Below are 23,428 nucleotides of genomic sequence, written 5' to 3'. Positions count from 1 at the left end.
AAACTAATAACAGAATAAGGAGGTCTTTCATTGGAACAAGTTAAAGGTATTTTAATCAAATTTATCGTTTCTTTGATCGCGTTTTGGATTGCACTGGATTTATTTTTTGATGCATCAATCAGTGATATCATTTCATTCGCAGTAACGGCTACAGCGGTATCTTATATTCTTGCTGATCGAATTCTTTTACCGCGACTTGGTAAAAAGAACACTCTAATGGCGGAATTTATTTTAATTTATATGATTGTATGGGTTTTTGGTTCTATTCTTTTAAACGGGTACCTTCAAATTGCGTGGGGAAGTATTATTTCTGCGGGTATTATAACCGCAGGGGAAGTTTTCGTGCATCAATACTTATTAAAACATATGCCAGCAAGAAAAAAAGTAAAGCGTCAGCATAGAAGATTTAGACAGCCAAGCCTAAGGTATGCGACTGAGTTTGCTGAAGAGCAAGATCCCAGAGACAAAAAGAAAAAATAATACGTCTGATTTGATAACTTGTACAAAAAATACCATGGAATTCTCATGGTATTTTTAAATTGTTTTATAATTTTCTATTGTTTCTAAGAGCACCAGGTGAGGATAGTTTCTTATCCAGACACTATTTGTGCTGAATCAATGTTGCTGCCACCTATAGTATGTTTTACTACTATTTTTGGAAGAATCAATAGAATATCAAATAAAAAAACCCCTTTGAATTGAAGGATTCAAAGGGATTTACTGATTAATTTATGGTGGAGACTAGCGGGATCGAACCGCTGACCTTTTGGCTGCCAGAGGAAATTCAGAAATAAAACTGAGTTAATTCAGATTCAATAAGATTAAATAAGTCTTATATTATAAGGGTTTTTAGAAATTCTGAATAAACTTAAAACAATTTAAACCAATTGAATAAAATACGTCTGTGCACTAATTTGTGCACTGATTTTTATTAAAATTCATTTTGGAAATTAGAAAGAGTCTAAAAAGAGTTTTAGAAAAGGGCTCTTTAATCACCTCAACTACCAATGTAATAACTAAATAGGTATCCTAACTATCTATTTTTTCTTTAACATGAAAAGCTAATCTTAATCAACGAGGATTAGCTTTCTCTTTTAAAAATAAATGTCAGAAAAATTAAAATATATACTTGCTTCACTGAATAAAGGAAGTTATAATCATAATTAGAAAATAAAGGAAAGGTATGATTATGGATAAATTACGTATAGGGAATCGGAATCTGATCAAAGATATCAACCGTGCACTCGTGATCGAAAACATTCGGGTTAACGGCCCGATTAGTCGAACAGATGTATCAAAGAAAGTAAAACTTAGCTTATCGACTGTAACCAATATTGTGGAAGACTTGATTACGCACAACTTGGTTTATGAGGTTGGAACCGCTACTTCAACAGGCGGCAGACGTCCCATCCTTTTAGAGCTGAATGACAATTTCGGCTACACGTTCGGCATTAAGATCGAAGAAAGACAAGTCATCATCGCCCTCACAAACTTAAAAGCTACCATCCTCTTAAAAAAACATTATTCTTTCATCAAAGGAAGTTCACCTGAAGTCGTTCTTAACATGATACAGCAAGGCATTGAAGAAATATTATTCCAGTTCGAAATCACAAATGAATACATCTTAGGAATCGGACTCGCTTCATCTGGACTCATTAGCCGTAAGAATGGAAAGGTCTTACGATCAACGCTTCTCAATTGGGAGGATATCAACCTTTGTGCACAACTTAGAGAACGCTTTAATGTTCCTATTTTTATTGATAACGATGTAAACGCTTACACGTTGGCAGAGTATTGTCTAGGTATCGGTCGTCTGCACAAAAACTTTATCTGTCTATCCGTCGGAGCGGGAATCGGTACTGGGATTGTAATCAACAATCAACTTTATTACGGGGAACATGGAGGGGCAGGAGAATTTGGGCATATCATCGTCAACATCGACGGTTATAAATGCCATTGCGGTCAGAACGGGTGCCTTGAGATGTATGCATCTGAACCCTTCTTAGCCATAGAAGGAAACTATCTAAAAGCTCAATATGCAACCACTCTATTAGATGAAGACTTCTCGTTTTCTAAAGTATATGAAGCAGCAACGAAAAGAGATGATTTAGCTATTGAACTCTTAAAGAGACTTGGTAAGAACATTGGCGTTGGCATGGTAAGTGCGATCAACAGCTTCAACCCTTCGATGGTCGTATTAGTCGGAGAGGGCATGATCGCAAAAGATTTCTTCCTTCCTTATGCACTTAAACTCGCTGATCAAAACTTTTTCTCAAACGCGAACTGTAAGACCCAGATCAAGTTATCTAAACTCGGTGACGATGCATGGGTGCAAGGTGCAGCTCTCCTTGCGATCAATCAACTGTTCCAAGTTCCGTTATATGAGGAATCAGAACTCTTAATTAAGTAAAGGAGGATAAAGATGGTAGGGGATAAAGGTTGGAAAAAATGGCTAGTCATCAGTTTTTTCCTGTTACCTAACTTTATCGGATTTCTCGTCTTTATTGGTATACCTATACTCACATCCCTCGGACTTAGTTTTACGAAGTGGGATTTATTATCAACTCCTGAGTTTATCGGATTTGATAATTATAAAGGAATCATTGAAGACACAGAATTTTGGTCTGCACTAAAGAACACACTTCTGTTTATAATTGCATACTTACCAACAGTATTGATTATAGCTCTTGGTATCGCGATGCTTTTAAATAAGAACATGAAAGGAAGAGCTTTCTTCCGAGCAGCTTATTTCATCCCTGTTGTTTCATCTTGGGTCGCCGTGTCCCTCATTTGGAAATGGCTCTTCAACCCAACCTATGGTCTGGTTAACTACTTTTTATCTTGGTTTGGGTTTGTCGGTCCTGACTGGTTACAAGATCCACAATGGGCGATGATAGCTATTGTACTAACGAGTGTTTGGAAAGATACAGGCTTTGTTATGGTCTTATTTTTAGCAGGATTACAAAACATATCGGAAACGTACTATGAAGCTGCTGAAATTGATGGGGCTTCGCCGATAAAAAAGTTTCTTCACATCACGATTCCACTTCTTACACCTACGACTTTTTTCATCCTTATTATCTCATTGATCAATTCGTTTCAAGTGTTTGATCAGGTCATGATCATGACTGAAGGTGGACCTGCCGGTTCGACAACGGTCCTTGTTCAGAAGATTTACAACCATGCTTTTCGCTATTTTGAAATGGGCTATGCTTCAGCGGTCTCATGGGTACTCTTCCTTATCATATTTATTGTTACCCTGATCCAAAACAGACTTCAAAAGAGGTGGGTTGATTATGAACAGTGATGTAACGATCGTCACGAAAAAACAAACAACACAACCCGTCATCTCCCTCAACAAGAGAAAATGGCTGAAAAGAATCGCCTTCTACTCGACGATCAGTCTAGGGGCACTCATCATGATCATCCCTTTTTTATGGATGTTATCAACATCAATCAAAGATCAAGGAGCAACGATGACGCTTCCACCACAGTTCATACCGGAGACAATTACACTCACCAACTACGCACAAGTAGCCGAATCGTTCCCGATCTGGAAGTTCTTGTTTAACAGCTTTTTTGTAGCTGTCACTTCAACGCTTGGACAATTGCTACTTTGTTCAATGGCGGCTTACGCCTTCTCGCGACTTCATTTTAAGGGAAGGGACACGTTATTTCTTATCTATCTTGCGACACTGATGGTCCCGATGCAGGTCACGATGACACCTCAATTCATTCTGATGAAGTATCTCGGCTGGCTGGATACATATCAAGGTTTGATTCTTCCGGGTTTATTTAACGCATTCGGGACATTTTTGTTGCGACAGTTCTTTTTAGGAATACCAAAATCTTTAGAAGAAGCGGCATTTATTGATGGAGCCAGTCATTTTAGGGTGTTCTTTCAGATCATCTTGCCATTATCAAAACCGGCTCTTGCTACTTTAGCCATCTTTTCATTTATGCAATCGTGGAACAATTTTCTATGGCCGTTGATCATCGTGAGTAACCAAGATCTGATGACACTGCCACTTGGACTTTCAATTCTTCAAGGGAGGTGGGCAACAGATTGGAATCTATTAATGGCTGGTGTCGTGATTAGTGTCATTCCGATCTTAGCTGTCTATTTATTCGCTCAGAAGTACTTCATCAAAGGTATTACATTAAGTGGGATTAAATAAAAAAAAGATGAGGGGTATAAACATGAAAAAATCGGGTATCTGGGCTTTTATTTTCGTTCTGTTGATAGGGATTATCGCAGGGTGTAGTTCTGAACAATCCACGGGTACAAGTAAAGACGGCACCGTAACACTAAAGTACTTTGCGTTTTCACCGGGTGAAGATCATGAAGATGAACTAAAAGCGATGATTGCTGCGTTTGAGAAGAAGAATCCAAAAATTAAAGTAGATTATGAATTGGCATCTTTTGATGATTATTTTACAAAACTTCAAACCCAGATCGCTGGGAACAACGCACCGGATGTGTTTGAACTAAACTATGAAAACTTTGTGAGTTACGCTTCTAAAGGAGCGCTCTTAGAACTCGATCCACTTATCGAAAAAGATACGAACTTTAATCCAGATAGTATCAACAAAAAAGCGTATGAAGCTTTTCAGTATGATGGCAAACAGTACGGAATGGTAGAAAGTTTCTCAAATGTTGTCCTTTTCTATAACAAAGACCTTTTTGATAAAGCGGGTGTTGAGTATCCGAACGACAGCTGGACGTGGAAAGAAGAGTTAGCGGCAGCTGAGAAACTAACGGATAAAAAGAATGGTGTTTGGGGTACGTACTCACCTGTTCAGTTTTGGGAATTCTATAAGACGATCGCACAAAATGGCGGTTCGATTCTAAACGAAGACAAGACAGAAGTAACCGTAAATAGCCCTGAAAACGTGGAGACTTTAACATGGATGATGGATAAGATGAACAAATACCATGTGACTCCAACAGAAAAAGAGATGTCAGGTCAGGCAAATGAAGATTTGTTTAAAGCAGGCAAAATCGCAATGCTTCGTACAGGAATCTGGATGTTTGATGGTTTTAAAGATGTACCGTTTAAATGGGACATAGCATTAGAGCCAGGAAACACACAAAAAGCCCATCACTTCTTCGCGAACGGACTCGCGGTTTCAAAGAAAACAAAGAACGCCGAAGCGGCTTGGAAATGGGCACAGTTCATGAGTAGCTCTGAGGAAGCTGCGAAGATCAGAATCGATAGTGCGTGGGAACTTCCTGCTGTATCGAACGACGCTCTTGTAAAGGGTTATTTAGAAAAATCACCACCAGAGAGCAGAGATGTTGTCTTTAAAGCACTTGATACGTTAGTAGTTCCACCAGTGATCGAAGAATGGAGCAAGATGACGGATATGTTTGGTAAAGAGCTAGATAAAGTAAAGCTCGGTCAGGCTACACCAGAAGAAGCTTTAAAGAATGTGGAGAAAGAATTAAACACTTTGATCAAAAAATAAAACTCAAAGATACAGCCAAGATTTTTCTTGGCTGTATCTTTGTAACAGGAGAGATAAGATGATTCTACAAGACACTGATAAACCATTTGTCGCTTTTTCTTCTATTATAAAAGCACATGCTCTTCAGTTAAAAAACAATTTTGATGTATCTGAAAAACTTTTAAACAACTATCAACCGAGCGAGGCAGAGGAGACGATCTACTATTTGGCTAGTTGGGTCTGGTCTGTTGTTCAGCATGACAAAAGAAGAGGCAGACCTGATCTTACACTTATACATCAAGAAAAAATTGAGGCTATCGTCGAGATGTTAAGAAACACGTGGCAACTTCCGCAATATAACTTTTTCATGAATAGTCAGGAGAAGGATGTTTATTTCTCTAATTTAGGAATTACGTACGCTGCGTTATTAGCCGTTAAACAACAACTAGGTAAGAACTACCTGCAGGCAGACCTTACAGAGATACGAGATTACTTTTTTGATCAAGGCTTAAACGGTGGGATGTTAATCAGTTCGTTAAACAAACAAACGGTCTCAACAGACCTTCTCGCGACAGTAATGCCTTTTGGTCTATTCTCACCAGAAGACTTGATCATGGTCGAAGCTGTGAAAGAAATTGAATCTAGACTCGTATCCGATCAAGGAGTGTTTACGGCACCAGGAGATAACGTACATTCCTCTGCGAGCTGTGCTTGGCTGGCCCTTTATTTTACGGAAAAAGGCGATACGAAAAAAGCGAGACACTATTTTGAAGAGACGAATAGTAGAACGAAAAACGATAAAGAAAATATACTAACTGAGAGTTTGCTCGAAATCGTTAAATACTATCTTGATGAGAGTCTGAAACTTAGTACGTCGTACCAGATAATCCATAATCCATACGGACATGGAAACCATTATGAGCCGCAACCCTTTGAACGGTTCCCTAAACAGCCTCACGTAGAGCAAGATGTAACCGTGTGTGCTGAGATCTGGCCGAATGATATTGATAAACTTTATGTATCGGTAAGAAGTGGAGAAGACGTAAAAGTGGTTCCATGCATCAAGGAGAAGGGAACGACGTGGAAGGCAAATATAGGGAGTTTTACGAAAGACGTTTCGTATGAAATTAAAGCCTTAAAAGACGGTGTGGAGGTAGCGACTAGTGAAACACATCACTTCTCTCCATTACAAACGAACGCCATAAAGTTGGTTCACTATATCGGACATTTAGAGAAAACAGTTTGGTTTAAAGGGGAAGATCTTTTAGGTTACTCATCTTTGTATGTAGGTTTTCAGTTAGAACATAATCATTCTTCACTCTCTCTTCAGTTTGAGGAACCAAAGGGATTAGAAATCACTAATTCTTCTCTCGTTATTGATTGTGGTGATAGGTATGTCATGACGCAACCGAAGTATCAGTATGAACTACATAAGAATCCTTTCTCTATCGAACTTAAAGATTCAATTGGCAAGACGTTGATACAGAGTTATGATAAAAATTTATATCCTATCTCCTGGCTGATGGACGAACATGATTCATTCAAACTGATGTTTAACTTTAAACTCAAAGACGAAGAGAAACTGTATGGGTTTGGTGAGAGATATAACTCATTGAATCAAAGAGGAAACGTACTCGATTGTTTCGTCTACAACCAATACCGAGATCAAGGAACACGAACTTACATGCCTGTTCCTTACTTCGTCAGTTCTAAGGGTTATGGTATGTGGATCGATACCTTGAGTTGGAGTGCGTTTGATCTTGGATATAACCTTCATGACCTTCTACAGATCGAGTGTGATCTCGGAGACACACCGTTAAAGATGTACTTGTTTATGGGAGAAATCGGTGAGGTCACACAACAGTTTACGTTGGAGACGGGTAAACCTATCCTTCCACCAGTCTGGGCATTCGGGCCATGGATGTCTAGTAACAACTGGGACCGAGATAAAGTCGTGCGAGAACAGGTGAAGTTAACGAACGAGCTTAAAATTCCTTCTACGGTGCTAGTGTTAGAGCAGTGGAGCGATGAAGCGACGTATTATATTTTTAACGATGCGGAGTATACCGTAAAAGAAGAAAGCGACTATCATCGGTATGAAGATTTTCATTTTCCTGAATGGGGAAGATGGCCAGATCCTAAAGGACTCACGGACTACCTACATGAAAACGGATTGAAACTGATTCTTTGGCAGATTCCAATCATGAAATACTTAAACAGACAGCATCATCCTCAAAAAGATAGTGATGAAGCTTATATGATTCAAAAAGGATTCATGGTAAAAAACAATGACGGGACACCTTATCGTATGCCAGAAGGGTGGTTCAAAGAGAGTATGTTGATGGATTTTTCATCTTCTGAAGGAAAAGAATGGTGGTTTAATAAACGACAATATCTTCTTGATATAGGAGTAGATGGTTTTAAGACTGATGGTGGTGAGTTCGTGTTTGGTAAGGACCTGATATTCTCTGATGGACGTAAGGGAGATGTGATGCGAAACCAATATCCGAACGACTACGTGGAAGCGTACTATGATTTCGCGAATTCAGAACATAAAGGAGACGCGATGACGTTCAGTAGAGCGGGTTATACCGGCGCTCAAAACTTTCCTGCCCATTGGGCGGGTGATGAGCGTTCCACGTTCGAGGCATTTCAGCGTTCATTGATTGCTGGGTTATCATCTGGTCTTTCTGGGATTCCTTTTTGGGGATGGGATTTAGGTGGTTTTAACGGAGATATCCCTACAGCGGAACTTTTCATTCGTTCTGTACAGATGGCTGTTTTCTGTCCAATCATGCAATATCATGCGGAGAGTAAGGGAGAATTTAACCAGGACCGAACACCGTGGAACATTGCTGAGAGAACGGGGAATCTGTATACGATTGAAGGATATCGATTCTTTGCGAACGTTAGGATGAATCTCTTACCTTATATTTATGATCAAGCAAGGCTCTCAAATATTTCAGGAATTCCATTGATGCGGGCTCTTTGTTTACAATATCCAGAGGATTCTAGTGTTAAGACGATGTTTGATCAATACATGTTCGGTGAAAATCTGCTTATTGCACCTGTCATTGAAGAGGGAAGTACGGAGCGAAACGTCTATTTTCCTGATGGCAAGTGGTATTGTCTATGGTCAGGTGAGGCGATTGTAGGTCCACAATTCAAACGAGTGAATGCACCTCTTGATACGATACCTGTTTACGTAAAACAAGGATCTGTTCTCTTAACGAATACAGACGAGACTCTTCGATTAGGTTCTTATGTCGGCAACCAAATCGATGGGTATACAAAACCTTTAGCGAGAATTTACCTAGAGGACGGGATGGACATCTTTATCACCGATCACTTGAATCAAAAACTCGGCGTAAGAGCAAACCTTGTAAATACGGAGTGGGAGGTAACGTTTGATAGTGAGATTACAGAACTGAAACTATTGTTTATTGAACCGCAATTTCCACAAGACGGTCATATCACCATCAACGATAAGCGTTGTAAATTCAAAGATCTTCAAAAAAGTGATTTAGGTTATCTCTATTAAGAAGGGATGGATGTTCTAGATGGCTACGATTCATGATGTAGCAAAGCTTGCCGGAATATCTCGAACGACCGTTTCAAGGGTCTTGAATTGCCACCCTTACGTTACAGAAGAAAAGAAGCGTAAGATATTAAACGCAATGAAACAATTAAACTATGTGCCTAATAGTTCAGCGCAACGATTACGTAAAACCAAAACGGATACGATTGCTGTTTTCGTACCAAGAATCACGAACCCTTTCTTTAGTCACCTGGTAGAAGTGATGGAGAACGAGGCAGCAAAGTTTGGGTATAAACTTATTCTCTGTCAGACCCATTACAACAAAGAACAAGAAAAAAAGTTTCTTGAGCTGTTAAAAACAAAACAAGTTGATGGCGTAATTCTGACTTCGATAGAAAACGAATGGAGACATTTTAAACCGTATATGAACGATGGTCCTATCGTGATTTGTAACGAATACGATGATGAAGCTTACGTTCCGTCGGTCTATTTAAACCAAGTGAAGGGTGGATACCTTGGGACGAAACATCTCATTGACCGCGGATACAAAAAAATAGCGTATTGTGCTGGAAGTGAAAGAAGGTCCAGGTTAACAAGAGACCGTAGAAAAGGGTACGAACAGGCTATGAAAGAAGCAAGTTTAGTAATTGATGAAGACTGGTACTTGTACAATGCGATCAGTATAGAAGATGGAAAGAATGTGTTTCTACGATTAAAACAGTTAAAAAATAGACCAGAAGCGATTTTTACGGGGAGTGATGAAGTGGCTGCGGGGCTCTTAAAAGCAGCAAAAGATAGTGGTTGGCGGGTTCCTCAAGATCTAGCCATCATTGGTTTTGATAACCAGCCTCTCGCGCAGCTGCTGGGTTTATCTACAGTCTCACAACCAGTTGAGAAAATGGGGAGTCAGACAATGAAAGTAATGATTCAAGCAATCACTGGTGAAGAAAGTAAGAGCCTAACAAATTTATCATTCCAATTGATTCATAGAACAACAACATAATTAAACGATGAAAGGACAAAAATATATATGTTGTTTTCTATTTTTTTATATAAGCTAAAAGGTTCTGATCTTTAATAAAAACAGAATAAAGGAATTCGTACAGCTAGCTAAAATTATATGTAAATTAGCTAGCTATTTTTTGTTAATCTCCCAAATTTAAAGAATTCAACTATAATAAAATGATTATTTAGTTTTATCTATATTTACTTAAATTCATTTTAATAGGTTGAAAAGAAAACTCCTTGTTTTGTCGTTTTATATTGCTTGTGTATAGATTCTTCTTAAAGGGTTTAATCTTTGATTGTTCATAAGACTTTTTAATACCTGACAATATCAAATTACTACTAACTATTGTTAAGGTGAAAAATATAATAGGAACTAAAGGTATCCATGGGTGAGTTGTAAATGAAAGATAATACATACCTAATAATCCTGTCCATTCATGTGTAACAGAATCAATATCACCATCGAAAAATACAATAGTACCTCCAAAAAACACTTTTAAAACGCCTAGATGAACAAGAATAAAAAGTACCTGAATAAATTGTTGCATAAATAGGATTAAAATTATCGGAAAAAGATGTGGTGCAATATGTTTTTTGAATATATGACTCTTTTGTCCACCTAAAACACGTGCTGCACCAACAAATTCATTCTTGAACAAAAGTTTTATTTCGTTCGTCAAATAAAAAGAAATGGTGGGTACTGCAAATAAAGTAAGAATAATGATTTCAAATCCTACTCTTTCATGAAATGGATCAGGGGTGGAACCGTTCGCGAAGACTAAAACATGTTGCAGTACAAAATAAGCAATCATCGTTAAGGGAACAACCGAAAAGCTATCGAAAAATGCTTCAATTACTTTAAAGAGCTTACTTGGGGTTCTCTCAAGAATAATAGAAAATATAAGTCCTAAAACTATTCTTAGTACAGTAATTAACACTCCTACTCCAATGGTCCATTTGGCACCCTCTATAACTAAATGCATTAAGTCATAACCTTTTCGATCAGAACCTAGCAAAAACTCTGTAGAAGGAGGAAATGGAGCACCCATTAATTGTCCTTTGTCATCATATAAAAAACTCACTCTCTTTATTTCACCATCATTCACAACGGTATTCCCAATACTTAACGTTACTAATGTAATTAAGAATAATAAACCAACCCATACTTTTTTTTGCTTGAAAAATAACCCCCACATATTAAGAAACCTCTTTAATTAATTTTGACGTAAATAGATTAAATATTTGGATGTACAGAAATATAGGTATATAAATTAACAGCAAGGAAACTGTAAATATTTCAATGGTGTTATAATCCTTTAAAAAAATGAAAATTCCTATGGAGTTGAAAAAATATTCAATAATATAAAGGTTTGAAAGCATAAACCAGATATTTGTCTTCGTGAAAAAGAAGAAGCTTAATAATACGTTCCGTAATATATGTTTAAAAAAAACGCCGATTCTATTAATTCCTTTAGCATTTGCAAATAAAGCATACTCCTTAAGAATTTCCTCTTCGACACGTAGAGATAAGAGTTTTATAAACATAATAGTAGTTGGAATACTTAAACAAATAATAGGAAGAGCTCTTACCTTTTGATCACCCGCAGCAGCAATATTAACCAGAAGGATATTCGTTTTTTTTAAAAACCAAACTACAAGTAGCTGAACAATCATAATAATTAAAACATCAGGAAGTGATTCTAAAATGATAAAGCTTTTTTTGACGACCACATTAACTTTTTGGTAAAGAAACATTAAATATACTATTACTAAAGCAATAATTAGAGATAGTAGTAATGCTCCTATAAAAATCATCAAAGATTCTTTATATCTGATTAAGATTTCTGGAAATAATGGACGGGACACTTGGTGATTAACTGAGTAGGTTAAAGATAAAGGGCTAGTAAGTTTAATAGTTAATTCTTTTATCGTTTGTAGATAACCATTAAGATCGATTGATAGACCATTAAACAACCCTGGTAATGCTCCTAAACAAATAATTCCTACAATTGCGGTTAAGAACTGTATAGTAAGCATGGAAACTTTAAGAGAGGCTGTTTTGATCATTATTATTTTTTTACCTCATTTTCATGAAAGTTTGTTACCCATTCAATTTGATTTGAATGAACTGACTTATGTGCAACCAATATAACATTGTTAGGGTCAAAAAAAGGAGGTGGGTTAGGTGTATATCTTGAAAGATAGACAGTAATATTTTTTTGTTCCCATAATTCTTTTTGATTAGGATGTAATCTCTTATAAAGTGTGGAGTAAACCTTCAACACTTCCTCTACCTTCCTTTTATAAAAACCAATATCTTCATTGTCTTTTATCATCATTTCAAAGGTTAATGTATTGTGATTTTGTTGAATACGAAGGATCTCACTCGTTAGCTTCTTCTGTTTTGCTATCTGCTCACCTTTGTTTAAAAAGGGAATAGATAAATAGTTATTTTCGTCGTTGTTCCCTGATTGTGTAGTCAAATTACTGAATGTTAATATCATCAATAAAGCTAATGTAATAATGCTTAAAGTTTCTTTGAATTTAAATGATTTACTGGTTTTTGGCTTAATTACACTGAGAGTTAAAGAATCAAGGATTTTTTCTTCCCTGGATTTCGTTAAAGTGATAGTCCTATAAGTCCTCTGATCTAATATGTGCTTTAATTGATTTAATTTATCTTCCATAGTGTTTACCAACACTTCCTTCAAGTGCATTTCTTAATAATTGTCTCCCGTAATGCAATCTGGATTTAACGGTACCAGGTTTGATGCCAAGTATAGTACCTATTTCCTCTAATGTAAGCTGTTCATAGTAATGAAGGATAATAACTTCACGGTATTTTGATTTAAGTCTAAAAAGTTCAGTAGCGAGGATTTCGTTTTCATCTTTAATGACCAGTTTTAATTCCACTGACTTTTCTGGTGAAGCTATATTTAAATGAAGGATCTTAGATAGTTTAAATTGTCTATACTGCCTACTTTTTAGGTAGTCTTTACATTTATTGATTGCGATACGATAAATCCAGCTCTTTAATGCAGCTCCTTCTCTCAGGGTGTTTAATTGTAAGTAAACAGTCAACATAGTTTCTTGTAAAATATCTTCTGCTTTAGTTTGATCTTTAACATAGGAGTACGCCAATCGAAGAATATTTTCACCATAGTCTCTTAGGTAGTCCTTAATAATTTTCTCTTTACCTGCTATTCCTACTGAGTTTTTTATATTTTTAAGTTCCATTTTAATACCTCACAAAAAGGTTGTTTATTAATTAGACGATTAATAAAGAATTTGGTTGTAAATTTGTAATACTATTCCATTTTTATAGTTAAAAACCCTGTTTTTGTAAATTTATTTAATCGTCTAGATTTAAAATAAAGAGTGATGACTCAGAAATGTTAAGGAGAAGGTATTAAACAATCGGGGAGGTTGATATAAGAAGGATTACCGCCTTTTTTATGGAACTTATTGAATAATCGTGCAGGATTGAGGAATATGAAAAGAGTTTACTTAGGGACACACCTTTAGGTTAAACTAAAGTAAATTTATACAGGATGTGGAATAGGTGAAAATTAAACCATCACTTAGAATTAGACCAGTGTTTTTCAACAATCGGGTGCATTTCTGTAATAAGAAATGTGCCTTTTTTATGTTAAGGGCCAGATTGTTGAATGACACTCAGAAAGAAAATTAATTATCATTTTGACTCTTTTGCGTACTTTTTTATTGTGTTTAAATTTTTCAAAGTTCTAATAAAGCTACCTCATATTTGGATATATTTGTTAAAATATTAATATACAGAATAGACAGATAAATTATAGGGGGTTGTTTTGTGAATCAATCAATTGAATGTAAAGGCGTAAACAAAATTTTTAAAGGAGACGGTATTGAAACTTATGCATTAAAGAACATTAACATAAAGTTCAATCAAGGTGAGTTTGTATCAATTGTAGGTTCGTCAGGTTCAGGGAAGTCAACTTTACTCAGTTTACTTGGCACATTAGATGTACCTACCCAAGGAGATATCTTTTTTGGAGATAAAAAGGTCAGCAGATTCAAAAGCAAAGAATTAGCTGATTTTCGTTTTGAACACATCGGGTTTATCTTTCAACAATTTCACCTCTTACCTACACTTACCGCATTAGAAAACGTAATGTCACCACTTATGGCAAGAACAGTTCCTTATAACAAAAAAGAAAGAGCAGGATCTCTACTTGAACAAATGGGATTAAAAGATAAATGTAATGCCCTGCCTTCACAATTATCAGGTGGACAGCAACAACGTGTAGCCATTGCGAGAGCACTTGTACACGAACCAAGTTGGTTGCTTGCGGATGAACCAACAGGAAACCTTGATACCGAAACAGGAGAAACAATCTTTCAACTGCTTCAAACATTGAATAAAGAAAAGGGATGCGGCGTAATTATTGTTACCCATGATCCTCAACTAGCTGAACGAACGGATATCCTAATCGAAATGAAGGATGGAGAGATTATCAGGGAGCGTAGAGGTGCTCACTATGCTTAGATTTATTTGGAACTCCTGGTGGAGGAACAAAGAAAAATTCATTCTAATGCTAGTTGGCGTCTTAATCTTCAGTATTGGTCTTAGTTATTTAGTAGGGATTACACAAGCTAATAACGGAACAATCGTCGATGAACTACAAAAAAGATGGAAATCTTCTTATGATATCGTTGTCCGACCACAAGGAAGCCGAAGCGTAACAGAAGAACTGAACCTCCTTGAACCCAATTATCTAAGTGGGCTATCAGGCGGAATTACTATGGAACAATATAAAAGGATTAAACAAATGGACGATATCGAAATCGCCGCACCGATTGCAATGGTTGGATATTTATTTAACGATGTGAAACTCGATCAGATAAGTGTTACAAAACCTGGAGTCTATCGGTTAAAAACGATTGAAACAAATAATGATGGAATCGGAGACGCTAAAGACGAAGGAGCTTTTTATTTCACGGTTGGTGGTTGGGAACCAGAAGGTACTGGAAAGGAGTACGGTACAGGAAGGTTTGATGGTGATCTTAAATATGGAAGCAATATATTACTCGCTGGTATTGATCCCGATGCAGAAGCTAAACTTGTAGGGCTAGATCAAGCGATTATAGATAATTCAAATAGCCGTTATTTTTTAAAAGAGGATGTCGCAGAAGAGATTGTCCTAGATGAAGATTTAGATATAAAAGATACTACCATACCCGTAATTATAAGCAACAAGGAATATTCAGACAGCAAGATTTCATTTGTTGTAGAAAAATTAGATATCCCATTTCAAAAACTAGATGAACAAAAGGAGTCTATGGAGAACGTTAAGAAAAATGGAGGAGAAACTTATTTAAGTAAACAGAAAGGAACGGTAATCGAGAAACACACTTTCACTACTATTCAAGCTCAGAAGGAAATTGTAAAAACAATAATGAATAACCAAAGCACCCTATCAAACAGTTCAAATTTTGTAGCACTTAAACCTTCCCCTGTTGAATATAGACCGATAGACAGCCCGTTTAAAGATCGATGGTCCTTTTCTTATGAAATTACTCCTTACACACTCCCAGAGGATTCGTTGATAAAAGTGGACCAAGCATATCGAGAAGTTAATATGTTTGGTGATAATTTTAAAGACTGGCTTCGTGTAAGACTGAATCCAGTTGGAGTTTTTGATCCAACCAAAATTAATATTTCAAAGGATCCTTTAACCGAGCTTCCAATGGAAACGTATTTTCCCGCAAAAGCTCAGTTGGTAATGGATACAGATGAGAAACCAGTTAATCCACCAAGAACAATGAAACCCGCAAATAATCCTTATGGTTTTTTAACTAAACCACCCACCATGTTAACTACACTTGATACAGCTGCTAATTTACTTGGGGATAAGCCCATTGCATCTATTCGTATCAAAGTAAAAGGTGTGAAAAACTTAAACAAAGATAGTGAAAAATTATTAAAACAAGTCGCAGACCAGATCGAAAAAGAAACAGGTCTCATGACAGATATAACGTTGGGTTCCTCCCCTCAGCCTGCTTTAACGCATGTTCCAGGAATTGAAGGAAAAAAGGGTATTGGTTGGCTTGAACAACCGTGGATTAAACTCGGGTCTTCGATTTCGATCTTTAAAGAAACAAAAGTCGGAGCGTCATCTTTTATTGTGACCGTGATTCTTGTCGCAATCGTTTATGTGTTTTCTTCTAATTTGATTATGATGTATGCTCGTAAAAAAGAATTTGCAGTGTTATTGTCACTGGGATGGAGACCGAATCAATTATCAAAGCTCTTATTTATAGAGTCAGTCATTTTAGGCAGCATCGTATCGTTAATCAGTTGGATCATTCTAGGGTATATTTATCTTACAAATGACATTGATACCTCCACGGGACGAATCGTATTAATTGGTATATTCGGATTGTTAATCTATTTGCTAGGAACGCTAATACCAGCGATACTCGTTCGAAAAATCAAACCATATGAAAGTATGAAAGCGGGAGAAATTTCAAAAGGAAAACGATATTTTAAGTCTCAAACCCCAATCGGGATAAGTGTTAACTATATGATAACTAGATGGAAGAGAAGTATATTATCAATCGTTTCGATCGCACTTCCTTCTGCGATGCTCATCTTTTTTATCTTTGTTACCTTCCGTTTAAAGGGCGTTATGTATGCGACATGGCTTGGACAATACGTCGCATTAGAAATTGGACCGATGCATTACCTTGCTATGGGCATTGCGATGGCAATCGCAATTTTAACGACAATTGAAATCATCTGGCAAAATGTTGTGGAAAGACAACCTGAATTTGCAGTCCTTAAAGCTCTCGGATGGCGAGATGGGACCATTCGTAAAGTCATCTTGTTTGAAGGTGGAATTAACGGATTAATAGCAGGTATTATCGGTTTTGGATCCGCACTGCTGGGGATTATTAAAGTGTACGGTCAGTTTCCAATAAAGGAATTATTTGTATTGATAGCCACTATTGCGATCCCTATTCTTGCTGGGGTACTTGGTGCTGTTTTGCCTTCAACGAAGGCGGTTAAAATTCAGCCTTACCAAGGGCTGAGCGGAAGTTACAGTAATTCTAAAAAATCTGAGAAACGTTTTAAGTATGTATTTGCCGTAGGTGGAACTTGTTTGTTTGCTGGTATAATGTTTTTACTTGGAACTGCTATTCCAAATACGAAAGACAGTGCGGAATCCAAACAAAATATCTCAAACGTTGAAGGTACAAAGGGAAAAGCAGTTGAAGTCTACAAACCATCAAATTCAAAAAATAAACCAGATAAAAAGGTTGTCAGTGGTACGGGATTCTTATCTTTTTATAGTGTGGCTTACCAAACAATAAGTGCTGGCGAACAATTTTCATTAAAAAATCAATTTACAGAAGAAGTATATTTTACGATTGAAGTCGGAAAAGATGTCTCTGGTGCGAGAAAAGATAAACCAAAAGAAGGGCACAAATTGATATCCATACCATTCAGCTTTACGAATTATGAAGAAGTTTCGTGGTTAATGAAACCATACACTTACCAGATAATTGATGAAAATGGTAAAAAATACAATCCTAAAGATTGGGAGGTTGTCAAACGTAAGAATTGGAGAGGATTATCGCAAATAGTTGGCGAAGGGGAAGCGAGTGTAATAAACACTTATGAAGTTCCTAAGGCAACTGACAAACTAATCATGGTTATATCTAATACTAATTTGCCAGGAGATATAATAGTAGAAATTGAATAAGGGAAAGTAATCGGAATTATCAGACATATAGGATGTGTTAGCTTCTCAACAATCCGGTGGCGTTAATCTAAAAAGGATTAACGCCCTTTTTTATGGAACTTGAATTACTTTAATAATACCTTGCTGAAAGAAAAGGTAATTTTCTTATAATAATCATCCTATTTTCCCTTTAGTTAACTAAAGGTGAACCAAATGTGAACCTAAACGATTAAACAATTTTATTTGATAAAAATTTGCCCTTTTAAAAAAACAAAACCCTTGATTCCTCAAGGGTTTTTGACTGTATGTATGGTGGAGACTAGCGGGATCGAACCGCTGACCTTTTGGCTGCCAGCGTGGAGAATTAAATTACCTATGGTTTTCAAAAGTGTTCTTAAATGCCTTTATATCAAGCTTTTCAGGAGATTATAGAAATTAAAATAGTCTGCTGTTTCCGGTAGTTTTCTATAGTGTGTGACCAAAGCGTGACCAATATTTTGAAGGAACCCTAAAATGCAAAATAATAAGATGTGAGATGTGATAGTATGCCAATAATACAAAGGAATTTTTTTAAAAAACTCATTTCCACGTCAACACAATAATTATAACAATTGGAAAATTCTCCATGAATTGATTAGGGTTAAATTCCTTCAAATACGTTAAAACATTTTCTTAATTAGGGCGGAATATATCTTTTGATCTACTTCTAAGAGGCTCTTTTTACCATCTTTAAACTCGATAGCCACCATATGTGTACCTTTGGATTTTGCTGATAGTCCCGCTAACCAACCAACAGGACCCAAGACTAAGCCTCCAACAAAAGCGCGGCCAACTGCACTTGTAGCACTTTTTCTTTTTGTTTCATCTATGTTTTCATAATCTGCTACTGTTTTTTTACTGAGTTCGAGTGTACTTGCAAAACCAGTTGAGATACTTACAACCCCAAACATACTCGAAACTTTACAACTTTCATAATCACCAGCAACAACTTTATTCTTAGCACCCAAGAAAAAAACCTCCATAAACTTGTAATAAATTTATTATATAGCAGAATATGTAATAATGGAGTTTTTTTGGTAGCTATTATGCAATAGAAGAGAAGAAAAACAGACCACGTTATGGTACTGTATACGCCAAAATATTATGGAGGTTTACCAAGCCTTTTAATAATTCCCTTAAATGGCAGCAGTTCGATAACTTTAGTAAACAGCTTACTGAAAAAGGAAGGGTTCTTATAGAACAATTTAATATAAATACTGAGTAAAATTTTTCGTGTGTATGGTAAAGAAATTTATACAATTTCTAAATCTCTTTGCTCTTCGTGCTATACTTTGCAAACAAATGCAGAGATTATAAACGTTTTCATTAATAGATAATCACCAGCAGAATGTAAAGTACTCTATATCAAAAGTCAAAAAAAGATAAGGAGTACCGACCGTGATGTAAAAGGAATACAGTAATATAAGAAGCCTACTTCATAAGTGTAGGTTTTTTCTTATTATTAACTCAAAAGAGTGGTTATGTATTCCAATTGGGTACACTTTAATGGGTTACTTTCATTGAAACGGTAAGATAGAACTTTAAAATGTCCCATTTACATCTGAAAAAGTTTTGTACTATTATCCGAGTGTAAACTTTTTTGTAAGTTTACACTCGTTTTCGCTTATATGTCGGTGATTCTTCCAAACATGGATTCTATCAAAGAATGAAAAATGTGAAACACTTTTAATGCCGTGTCCCGTTATTGATACTGTTAATAGGTACCTTAACTAGTTTTAAAAAGCAATTTTAAAACATTACATAAATTTGTAAAAAAATGTAGTATATTGGAATAGTGGAATTATAAATATAATTATGGGAGGATTATATGATTTTATTTGTACCAGGAATAAAAGGTAGCGAATTATTCGAGGGTAATAACAAGAGATGGTTTCCTGCAACTAAGCAAGACGTCGAATTATTGGGAATAAATAATGATTTAGATGCTAATGATGTTTTAAAACAAGTAACCCCTTTTGGGTTAGGTATGTTTACTGAACAGATCTACCAAGGTATTCTAGATGAATTTGGGGAAGAAGTAGTTTTATTTCCTTATGATTGGAGAAAATCTTTATTTGATCATGTTGACAGATTAATAGAACAAATTGAACTTTTATCACGATCCGAAAGTCTAACGATTGTGGCGCATAGTATGGGTGGATTATTATCAAAATTAGCAATATTAAAAATCAATGAGTCAGAGAATGAAGTGAATATTAATAAATTTATAACTGTTGGAACACCATGGAAAGGTTCTCCCGACTCGTTTAAAGCTTTAGTTTATGGGGAACCAGGCGTGTTTGAGAATCTTGCTAATTTCTATCAGTTTTTAGATACCAAAAGCACTAGAAGTTTAGCCAGACAGTACCCAGCAGTTTATCAATTGCTGCCAAGTGAAGAATATTTTAACCTTTTAGATGGCAAGTTCATATTACCTGATAGTAACACTGATCTTACTTATGAAGATGTTCAAAGAAAAGTACAGATTATTTATAACAAAGAAAATGAAAAAAAAGATTCCGAAAGAGTTTTAGATGTATGGAGTAAATATATTACCCCTTTACATGATGAAATGAAAAAAGCTATTCCTGAAAAGATTGAACATATTAACATAGTTGGCTATTCTATTCCAACGCTTTACAAAATTCCTGAGAATAGTAAGGCAGGAATTGGTTTAACAAAAAAATACAAAAATGCCTCTGTTTTCATGAATGGTGATGGAGTTGTACCTCTTGACAGTGCTAAACCTTATCACAATGCTAAAATATTTTATGCAGTAGGAGAGCATAAAAATTTGTGTTCTGATGAAACTATTGTCCAATTTATAAGAAAATGCATTGAGGAAGCATCTTTAGAAGGCATAACAGGTGTTATTAGTGAAACAACTACAGGAAACCCTATAATAAACAACGATTTAAAAGCTGGTTATATGGCAAGAGTAATGTGCCCTGTAGAAACTACAATTCTTGATAATGAAGGTAGATATATAGCTGGGGTTTTTGATCCGAGCATTACTGAAATTAGTGATATAGCCAAAGAAAAATCCTTTAAATATTTTAGTATTGCTGATGCGAAGTATTTATATTTCGATAAGAAATATGAGAAAGATTTAACTTTTGAAATTAGTGCTTATGAAGAAGGAATTGCATCTGTTTCTCTTGAAGATTATGAAGATAATAAAGAGCTGAATTTTAGTACTATACCAGTCAATAGAGGAAAATCAGCTAAATTAATAATTCCTGCAGATGAAGAAATAAGCGGCTCCATTTTAAAGGTTGACGAACAAGAACTCTTACCAAAGGTAAAAGATAACACCGATCAAGATATTATTGATGAAATCCCGGTACCCAAAGTCAAAATTAAAATTGAACAACCGGAAAATGTAGAAAAAGTACCTTTTAGGCATACATATTCAGGACCGATAATACTTAATATTGAGGGAGATGTTCAGGATAATATTGAAGAACTATTCTATTCAATAGATGGGAATACGATCCATCGTTATAATGAAAAGTCAAGATTGGATTTAAACCAAGGTGAACATATTATTGAAGTATTTGGAAAAGATAAATTTAATCGAGATATTATTGGGAAAGAATTAAAGGTCTGGATTGAAACACAGTATCCAAAAACAAAAATGAATTTGTTAATTGATCCAGATGGGATTTTTATAAACTTTCTTGCTTTTACAAATAATTCTCCCTATGAAACGTTCTATCGAATAATAAAGGAAAATGATGATACCGATAAAGTCGAATTTGGAAAAGTTGAAAACGAACGTGTAAAGGTTCCTGCTGAGTCAATCAGAGTTAATCCTAAAGCATCTGTTAAAATTGAATTTTTTTCTAAACATATCCATTTGCCTTTTATAGAAAATACTAATATTTTTGAGCTTCATTTAGGTAATATACCGTTATTAATGTGGACAGAAAATACATCCGCATTAAATGCAGAAATGATTTTTAATAACATAACTCAAAACGAATTATTAACAATTAAAGACTTTTCTATTAAACAATTGATCCAAAACAAATATTATCCTATTGAAGCTGATGCAATAATTGGTGACAACGTAAAGAGTATTAAATTTGAATCAAAAATGTTGGATATAGAAGTTCTTTTTTCAGAAAAATATTCACTTTATTTTAGTGGACCACCAACTGAATTATTAAAATTGGGGCAAAAATATGAGTTTTCTTTTGAATTAAGAACTGAGAGAACGAATGAAAATATAACGACCACAGATCCTGTTGCAAAATTGCATCCAATAAAAGCTAAACACGTCCCAGATAAAAGAATAAGATTAACTGAAAAAAATGGAACTTTTTACGGGCATTTTACAGTGGATAAGAATTTTAAATTATTTAAGCATAAGCTAATTATTACAGATTCCAAGAATGTATCTCCTGCACTCAGAGAGATTACACTTTTATTAGATATGGACAATGACTAAAGGGTGAATATTATGCCAACCTGGTTAGCATTAAGCGGAGCTTTGTTAATCTTTTGGACTGTTTTTTGGTTTATAATATATAAATTTCAATTATGGACAATAAGTTTTCCTTTAAGTAAATCAACAGTTTTAAAAGCTATGGTGACAATTATTATTCCAGTAAGTTGGCTAACCACTACTTTAATTTTTGGTGTTTTTTTAGCAATTTTAAAAGAAGAAACGTTTTTTGAATTATTTACATTAGTTTTTTTTCCTCTAATTTTATTGATATTGATATTGCTTGTATTGTATTTAGAAAATATTAAATATCATAAAATCAGAAAAAACGAACAAAATGAGTTAAATGAAATAAAAAATAATATTATTTTATGGTTAAATCAGTTTTCATTTTTAACTCAAAAAAATTATGATTTACAAATATTCATTTCAAAAAATAAACCAGTTGGAAAAATAATTATTCACGATGTTTCAAATGAAGAGGCATCTAGGTTAAAAGAATCCAAAAATCAGTTACCAAGTACAGTATCTCTTTTAATATTTGAACGTAAATAATTAATAATTTAAAACCACAAACGGGTCACAAGGACAACCCGCTTCTATACCACCAGCATTAAAAATGTCATTTGACGAGCAGATAGAAACATTGAAAAAATTAAAAGAACTGGTCGATATGGGTGTTTTAACACAAGAAGAGTTTAGTGCTAAGAGAGAAAGAAATAACTGGGCTTTAACGAAGAGTCGCAAAGCAGAATAGGTAAACCGTACAGAAGCCGTTCAGATTAGTTGGACGGCTTTTCTGGCATACGAGAACACGATGAAGGTAATAAAGAAATTGATGCAATGTTCCAAAATCTATACATCATGAATGGCCTTACTCTTTTAAAAGAAGGCAACTAACCCAGTGGGCGTTGCCTTTTTTGCTTCCTGTATAGTTTTACATACATTTGCTTGAAGACAGGAGCAATGGCAGCAAAAATGCTATGCGGCTCGTTGATTATTACAACGATATAAAGGATGAACAAAAGGATATTATTGCAAGCAGACCATGATTCCGCAGGGTGGTACACTTGAAATACATTACTTCGAAAAGTTTTATGAAGTAAGAAAAGCAATACTCACGGAAAGGACACGTGAATTGTTAGGGTAATTAATTATTACAGCAAATCATGGAGAAAGTAATAAAAATAGAACTAATTACAATTATGAACTTAGAATAGA

17 protein-coding genes are annotated in these 23,428 nt (G+C 35.4%); 12 read left to right on the top strand and 5 right to left on the bottom strand.

Annotated features, from left to right (window positions below):
• Window positions 1–30 precede the first annotated feature (30 nt).
• From UN64_RS02365 to UN64_RS02335, 7 genes are all read left to right on the top strand, one after another.
• Entirely contained in the window at window positions 31–480 is a 450-nt protein-coding gene (locus UN64_RS02365; RefSeq protein ID WP_077359493.1) for a YndM family protein, read from the top strand.
• Window positions 481–1,189: 709 nt separating this feature from the next.
• Window positions 1,190–2,410 (top strand): ROK family transcriptional regulator, encoded by a 1,221-nt coding sequence (locus UN64_RS02360; protein ID WP_077359492.1) that lies wholly within the window; start codon window positions 1,190–1,192, stop codon window positions 2,408–2,410.
• 12 nt (window positions 2,411–2,422) lie between these two features.
• The gene (locus tag UN64_RS02355; RefSeq protein WP_077359491.1) at window positions 2,423–3,307 is read left to right on the top strand and encodes a carbohydrate ABC transporter permease; all 885 of its coding nucleotides are present in this window, start codon (window positions 2,423–2,425) and stop codon (window positions 3,305–3,307) included.
• Window positions 3,297–4,178 carry a carbohydrate ABC transporter permease gene (locus UN64_RS02350; protein ID WP_077359490.1) on the top strand — a complete coding sequence of 294 codons (882 nt, stop codon included), beginning with the start codon at window positions 3,297–3,299 and terminating at the stop codon, window positions 4,176–4,178. Before UN64_RS02355 ends, UN64_RS02350 begins: the two co-directional genes overlap by 11 nt.
• 22 nt (window positions 4,179–4,200) lie before the next feature.
• Window positions 4,201–5,469 carry an ABC transporter substrate-binding protein gene (locus tag UN64_RS02345; protein ID WP_077359489.1) on the top strand — a complete coding sequence of 423 codons (1,269 nt, stop codon included), beginning with the start codon at window positions 4,201–4,203 and terminating at the stop codon, window positions 5,467–5,469.
• Window positions 5,470–5,527: 58 nt separating this feature from the next.
• On the top strand, window positions 5,528–8,989 hold the full coding sequence (locus UN64_RS02340; protein ID WP_077359488.1) for a glycoside hydrolase family 31 protein: 3,462 nt from the start codon (window positions 5,528–5,530) through the stop codon (window positions 8,987–8,989).
• A 19-nt stretch (window positions 8,990–9,008) separates the two neighbouring features.
• The gene (locus UN64_RS02335; RefSeq protein WP_077359487.1) at window positions 9,009–9,989 is read left to right on the top strand and encodes a LacI family DNA-binding transcriptional regulator; all 981 of its coding nucleotides are present in this window, start codon (window positions 9,009–9,011) and stop codon (window positions 9,987–9,989) included.
• A 193-nt stretch (window positions 9,990–10,182) separates the two neighbouring features.
• On the opposite strand, the gene UN64_RS02330 is transcribed toward UN64_RS02335, so the two are convergent.
• From UN64_RS02330 to UN64_RS02315, 4 genes are read right to left on the bottom strand one after another with little or no spacing between them, the layout of a single operon-like run.
• Window positions 10,183–11,190, bottom strand: a complete 1,008-nt coding sequence (locus tag UN64_RS02330) for an ABC transporter permease (RefSeq protein ID WP_077359486.1) — start codon at window positions 11,188–11,190, stop codon at window positions 10,183–10,185.
• 1 nt (window position 11,191) lies between these two features.
• Window positions 11,192–12,061, bottom strand: coding sequence for an ABC transporter permease subunit (locus UN64_RS02325; RefSeq protein ID WP_077359485.1), 870 nt, complete (start codon window positions 12,059–12,061; stop codon window positions 11,192–11,194).
• 2 nt (window positions 12,062–12,063) lie between these two features.
• Entirely contained in the window at window positions 12,064–12,681 is a 618-nt protein-coding gene (locus UN64_RS02320; RefSeq protein ID WP_077359484.1) for a hypothetical protein, read from the bottom strand.
• Complete coding sequence (locus UN64_RS02315; protein WP_077359483.1) at window positions 12,671–13,231, bottom strand: sigma-70 family RNA polymerase sigma factor; 561 nt, start codon at window positions 13,229–13,231, stop codon at window positions 12,671–12,673. The genes UN64_RS02320 and UN64_RS02315 overlap by 11 nt, the downstream gene beginning before the upstream one ends.
• 592 nt (window positions 13,232–13,823) lie before the next feature.
• Here UN64_RS02315 and UN64_RS02310 point away from each other — a divergent pair.
• The gene (locus UN64_RS02310) at window positions 13,824–14,519 is read left to right on the top strand and encodes an ABC transporter ATP-binding protein (protein ID WP_077359482.1); all 696 of its coding nucleotides are present in this window, start codon (window positions 13,824–13,826) and stop codon (window positions 14,517–14,519) included.
• Window positions 14,512–17,739 (top strand): ABC transporter permease, encoded by a 3,228-nt coding sequence (locus UN64_RS02305; protein ID WP_171978775.1) that lies wholly within the window; start codon window positions 14,512–14,514, stop codon window positions 17,737–17,739. Before UN64_RS02310 ends, UN64_RS02305 begins: the two co-directional genes overlap by 8 nt.
• Before the next feature lie 638 nt (window positions 17,740–18,377).
• Here the strand turns inward: UN64_RS02305 and UN64_RS02300 are convergent.
• Window positions 18,378–18,725, bottom strand: coding sequence for a hypothetical protein (locus tag UN64_RS02300; protein ID WP_077359480.1), 348 nt, complete (start codon window positions 18,723–18,725; stop codon window positions 18,378–18,380).
• An 860-nt stretch (window positions 18,726–19,585) separates the two neighbouring features.
• Here UN64_RS02300 and UN64_RS02295 point away from each other — a divergent pair.
• The 3 genes from UN64_RS02295 (at window position 19,586) to UN64_RS02285 (ending at window position 22,964) form a co-directional block, all read left to right on the top strand.
• Window positions 19,586–22,210, top strand: a complete 2,625-nt coding sequence (locus tag UN64_RS02295) for a lipase/acyltransferase domain-containing protein (protein ID WP_077359479.1) — start codon at window positions 19,586–19,588, stop codon at window positions 22,208–22,210.
• Window positions 22,211–22,222: 12 nt separating this feature from the next.
• Window positions 22,223–22,762 carry a hypothetical protein gene (locus UN64_RS02290; RefSeq protein WP_077359478.1) on the top strand — a complete coding sequence of 180 codons (540 nt, stop codon included), beginning with the start codon at window positions 22,223–22,225 and terminating at the stop codon, window positions 22,760–22,762.
• Window positions 22,763–22,853: 91 nt separating this feature from the next.
• Complete coding sequence (locus tag UN64_RS02285; protein ID WP_245801941.1) at window positions 22,854–22,964, top strand: SHOCT domain-containing protein; 111 nt, start codon at window positions 22,854–22,856, stop codon at window positions 22,962–22,964.
• The last annotated feature ends 464 nt before the right edge of the window (window positions 22,965–23,428 follow it).

The organism is Fictibacillus arsenicus, from assembly GCF_001999465.1.
Classification (GTDB): domain Bacteria; phylum Bacillota; class Bacilli; order Bacillales; family Fictibacillaceae; genus Fictibacillus; species Fictibacillus arsenicus.
The sequence above is the reverse complement of the archived record's forward strand: the minus strand, read 5'-3'. Positions and strand labels throughout refer to the sequence as shown.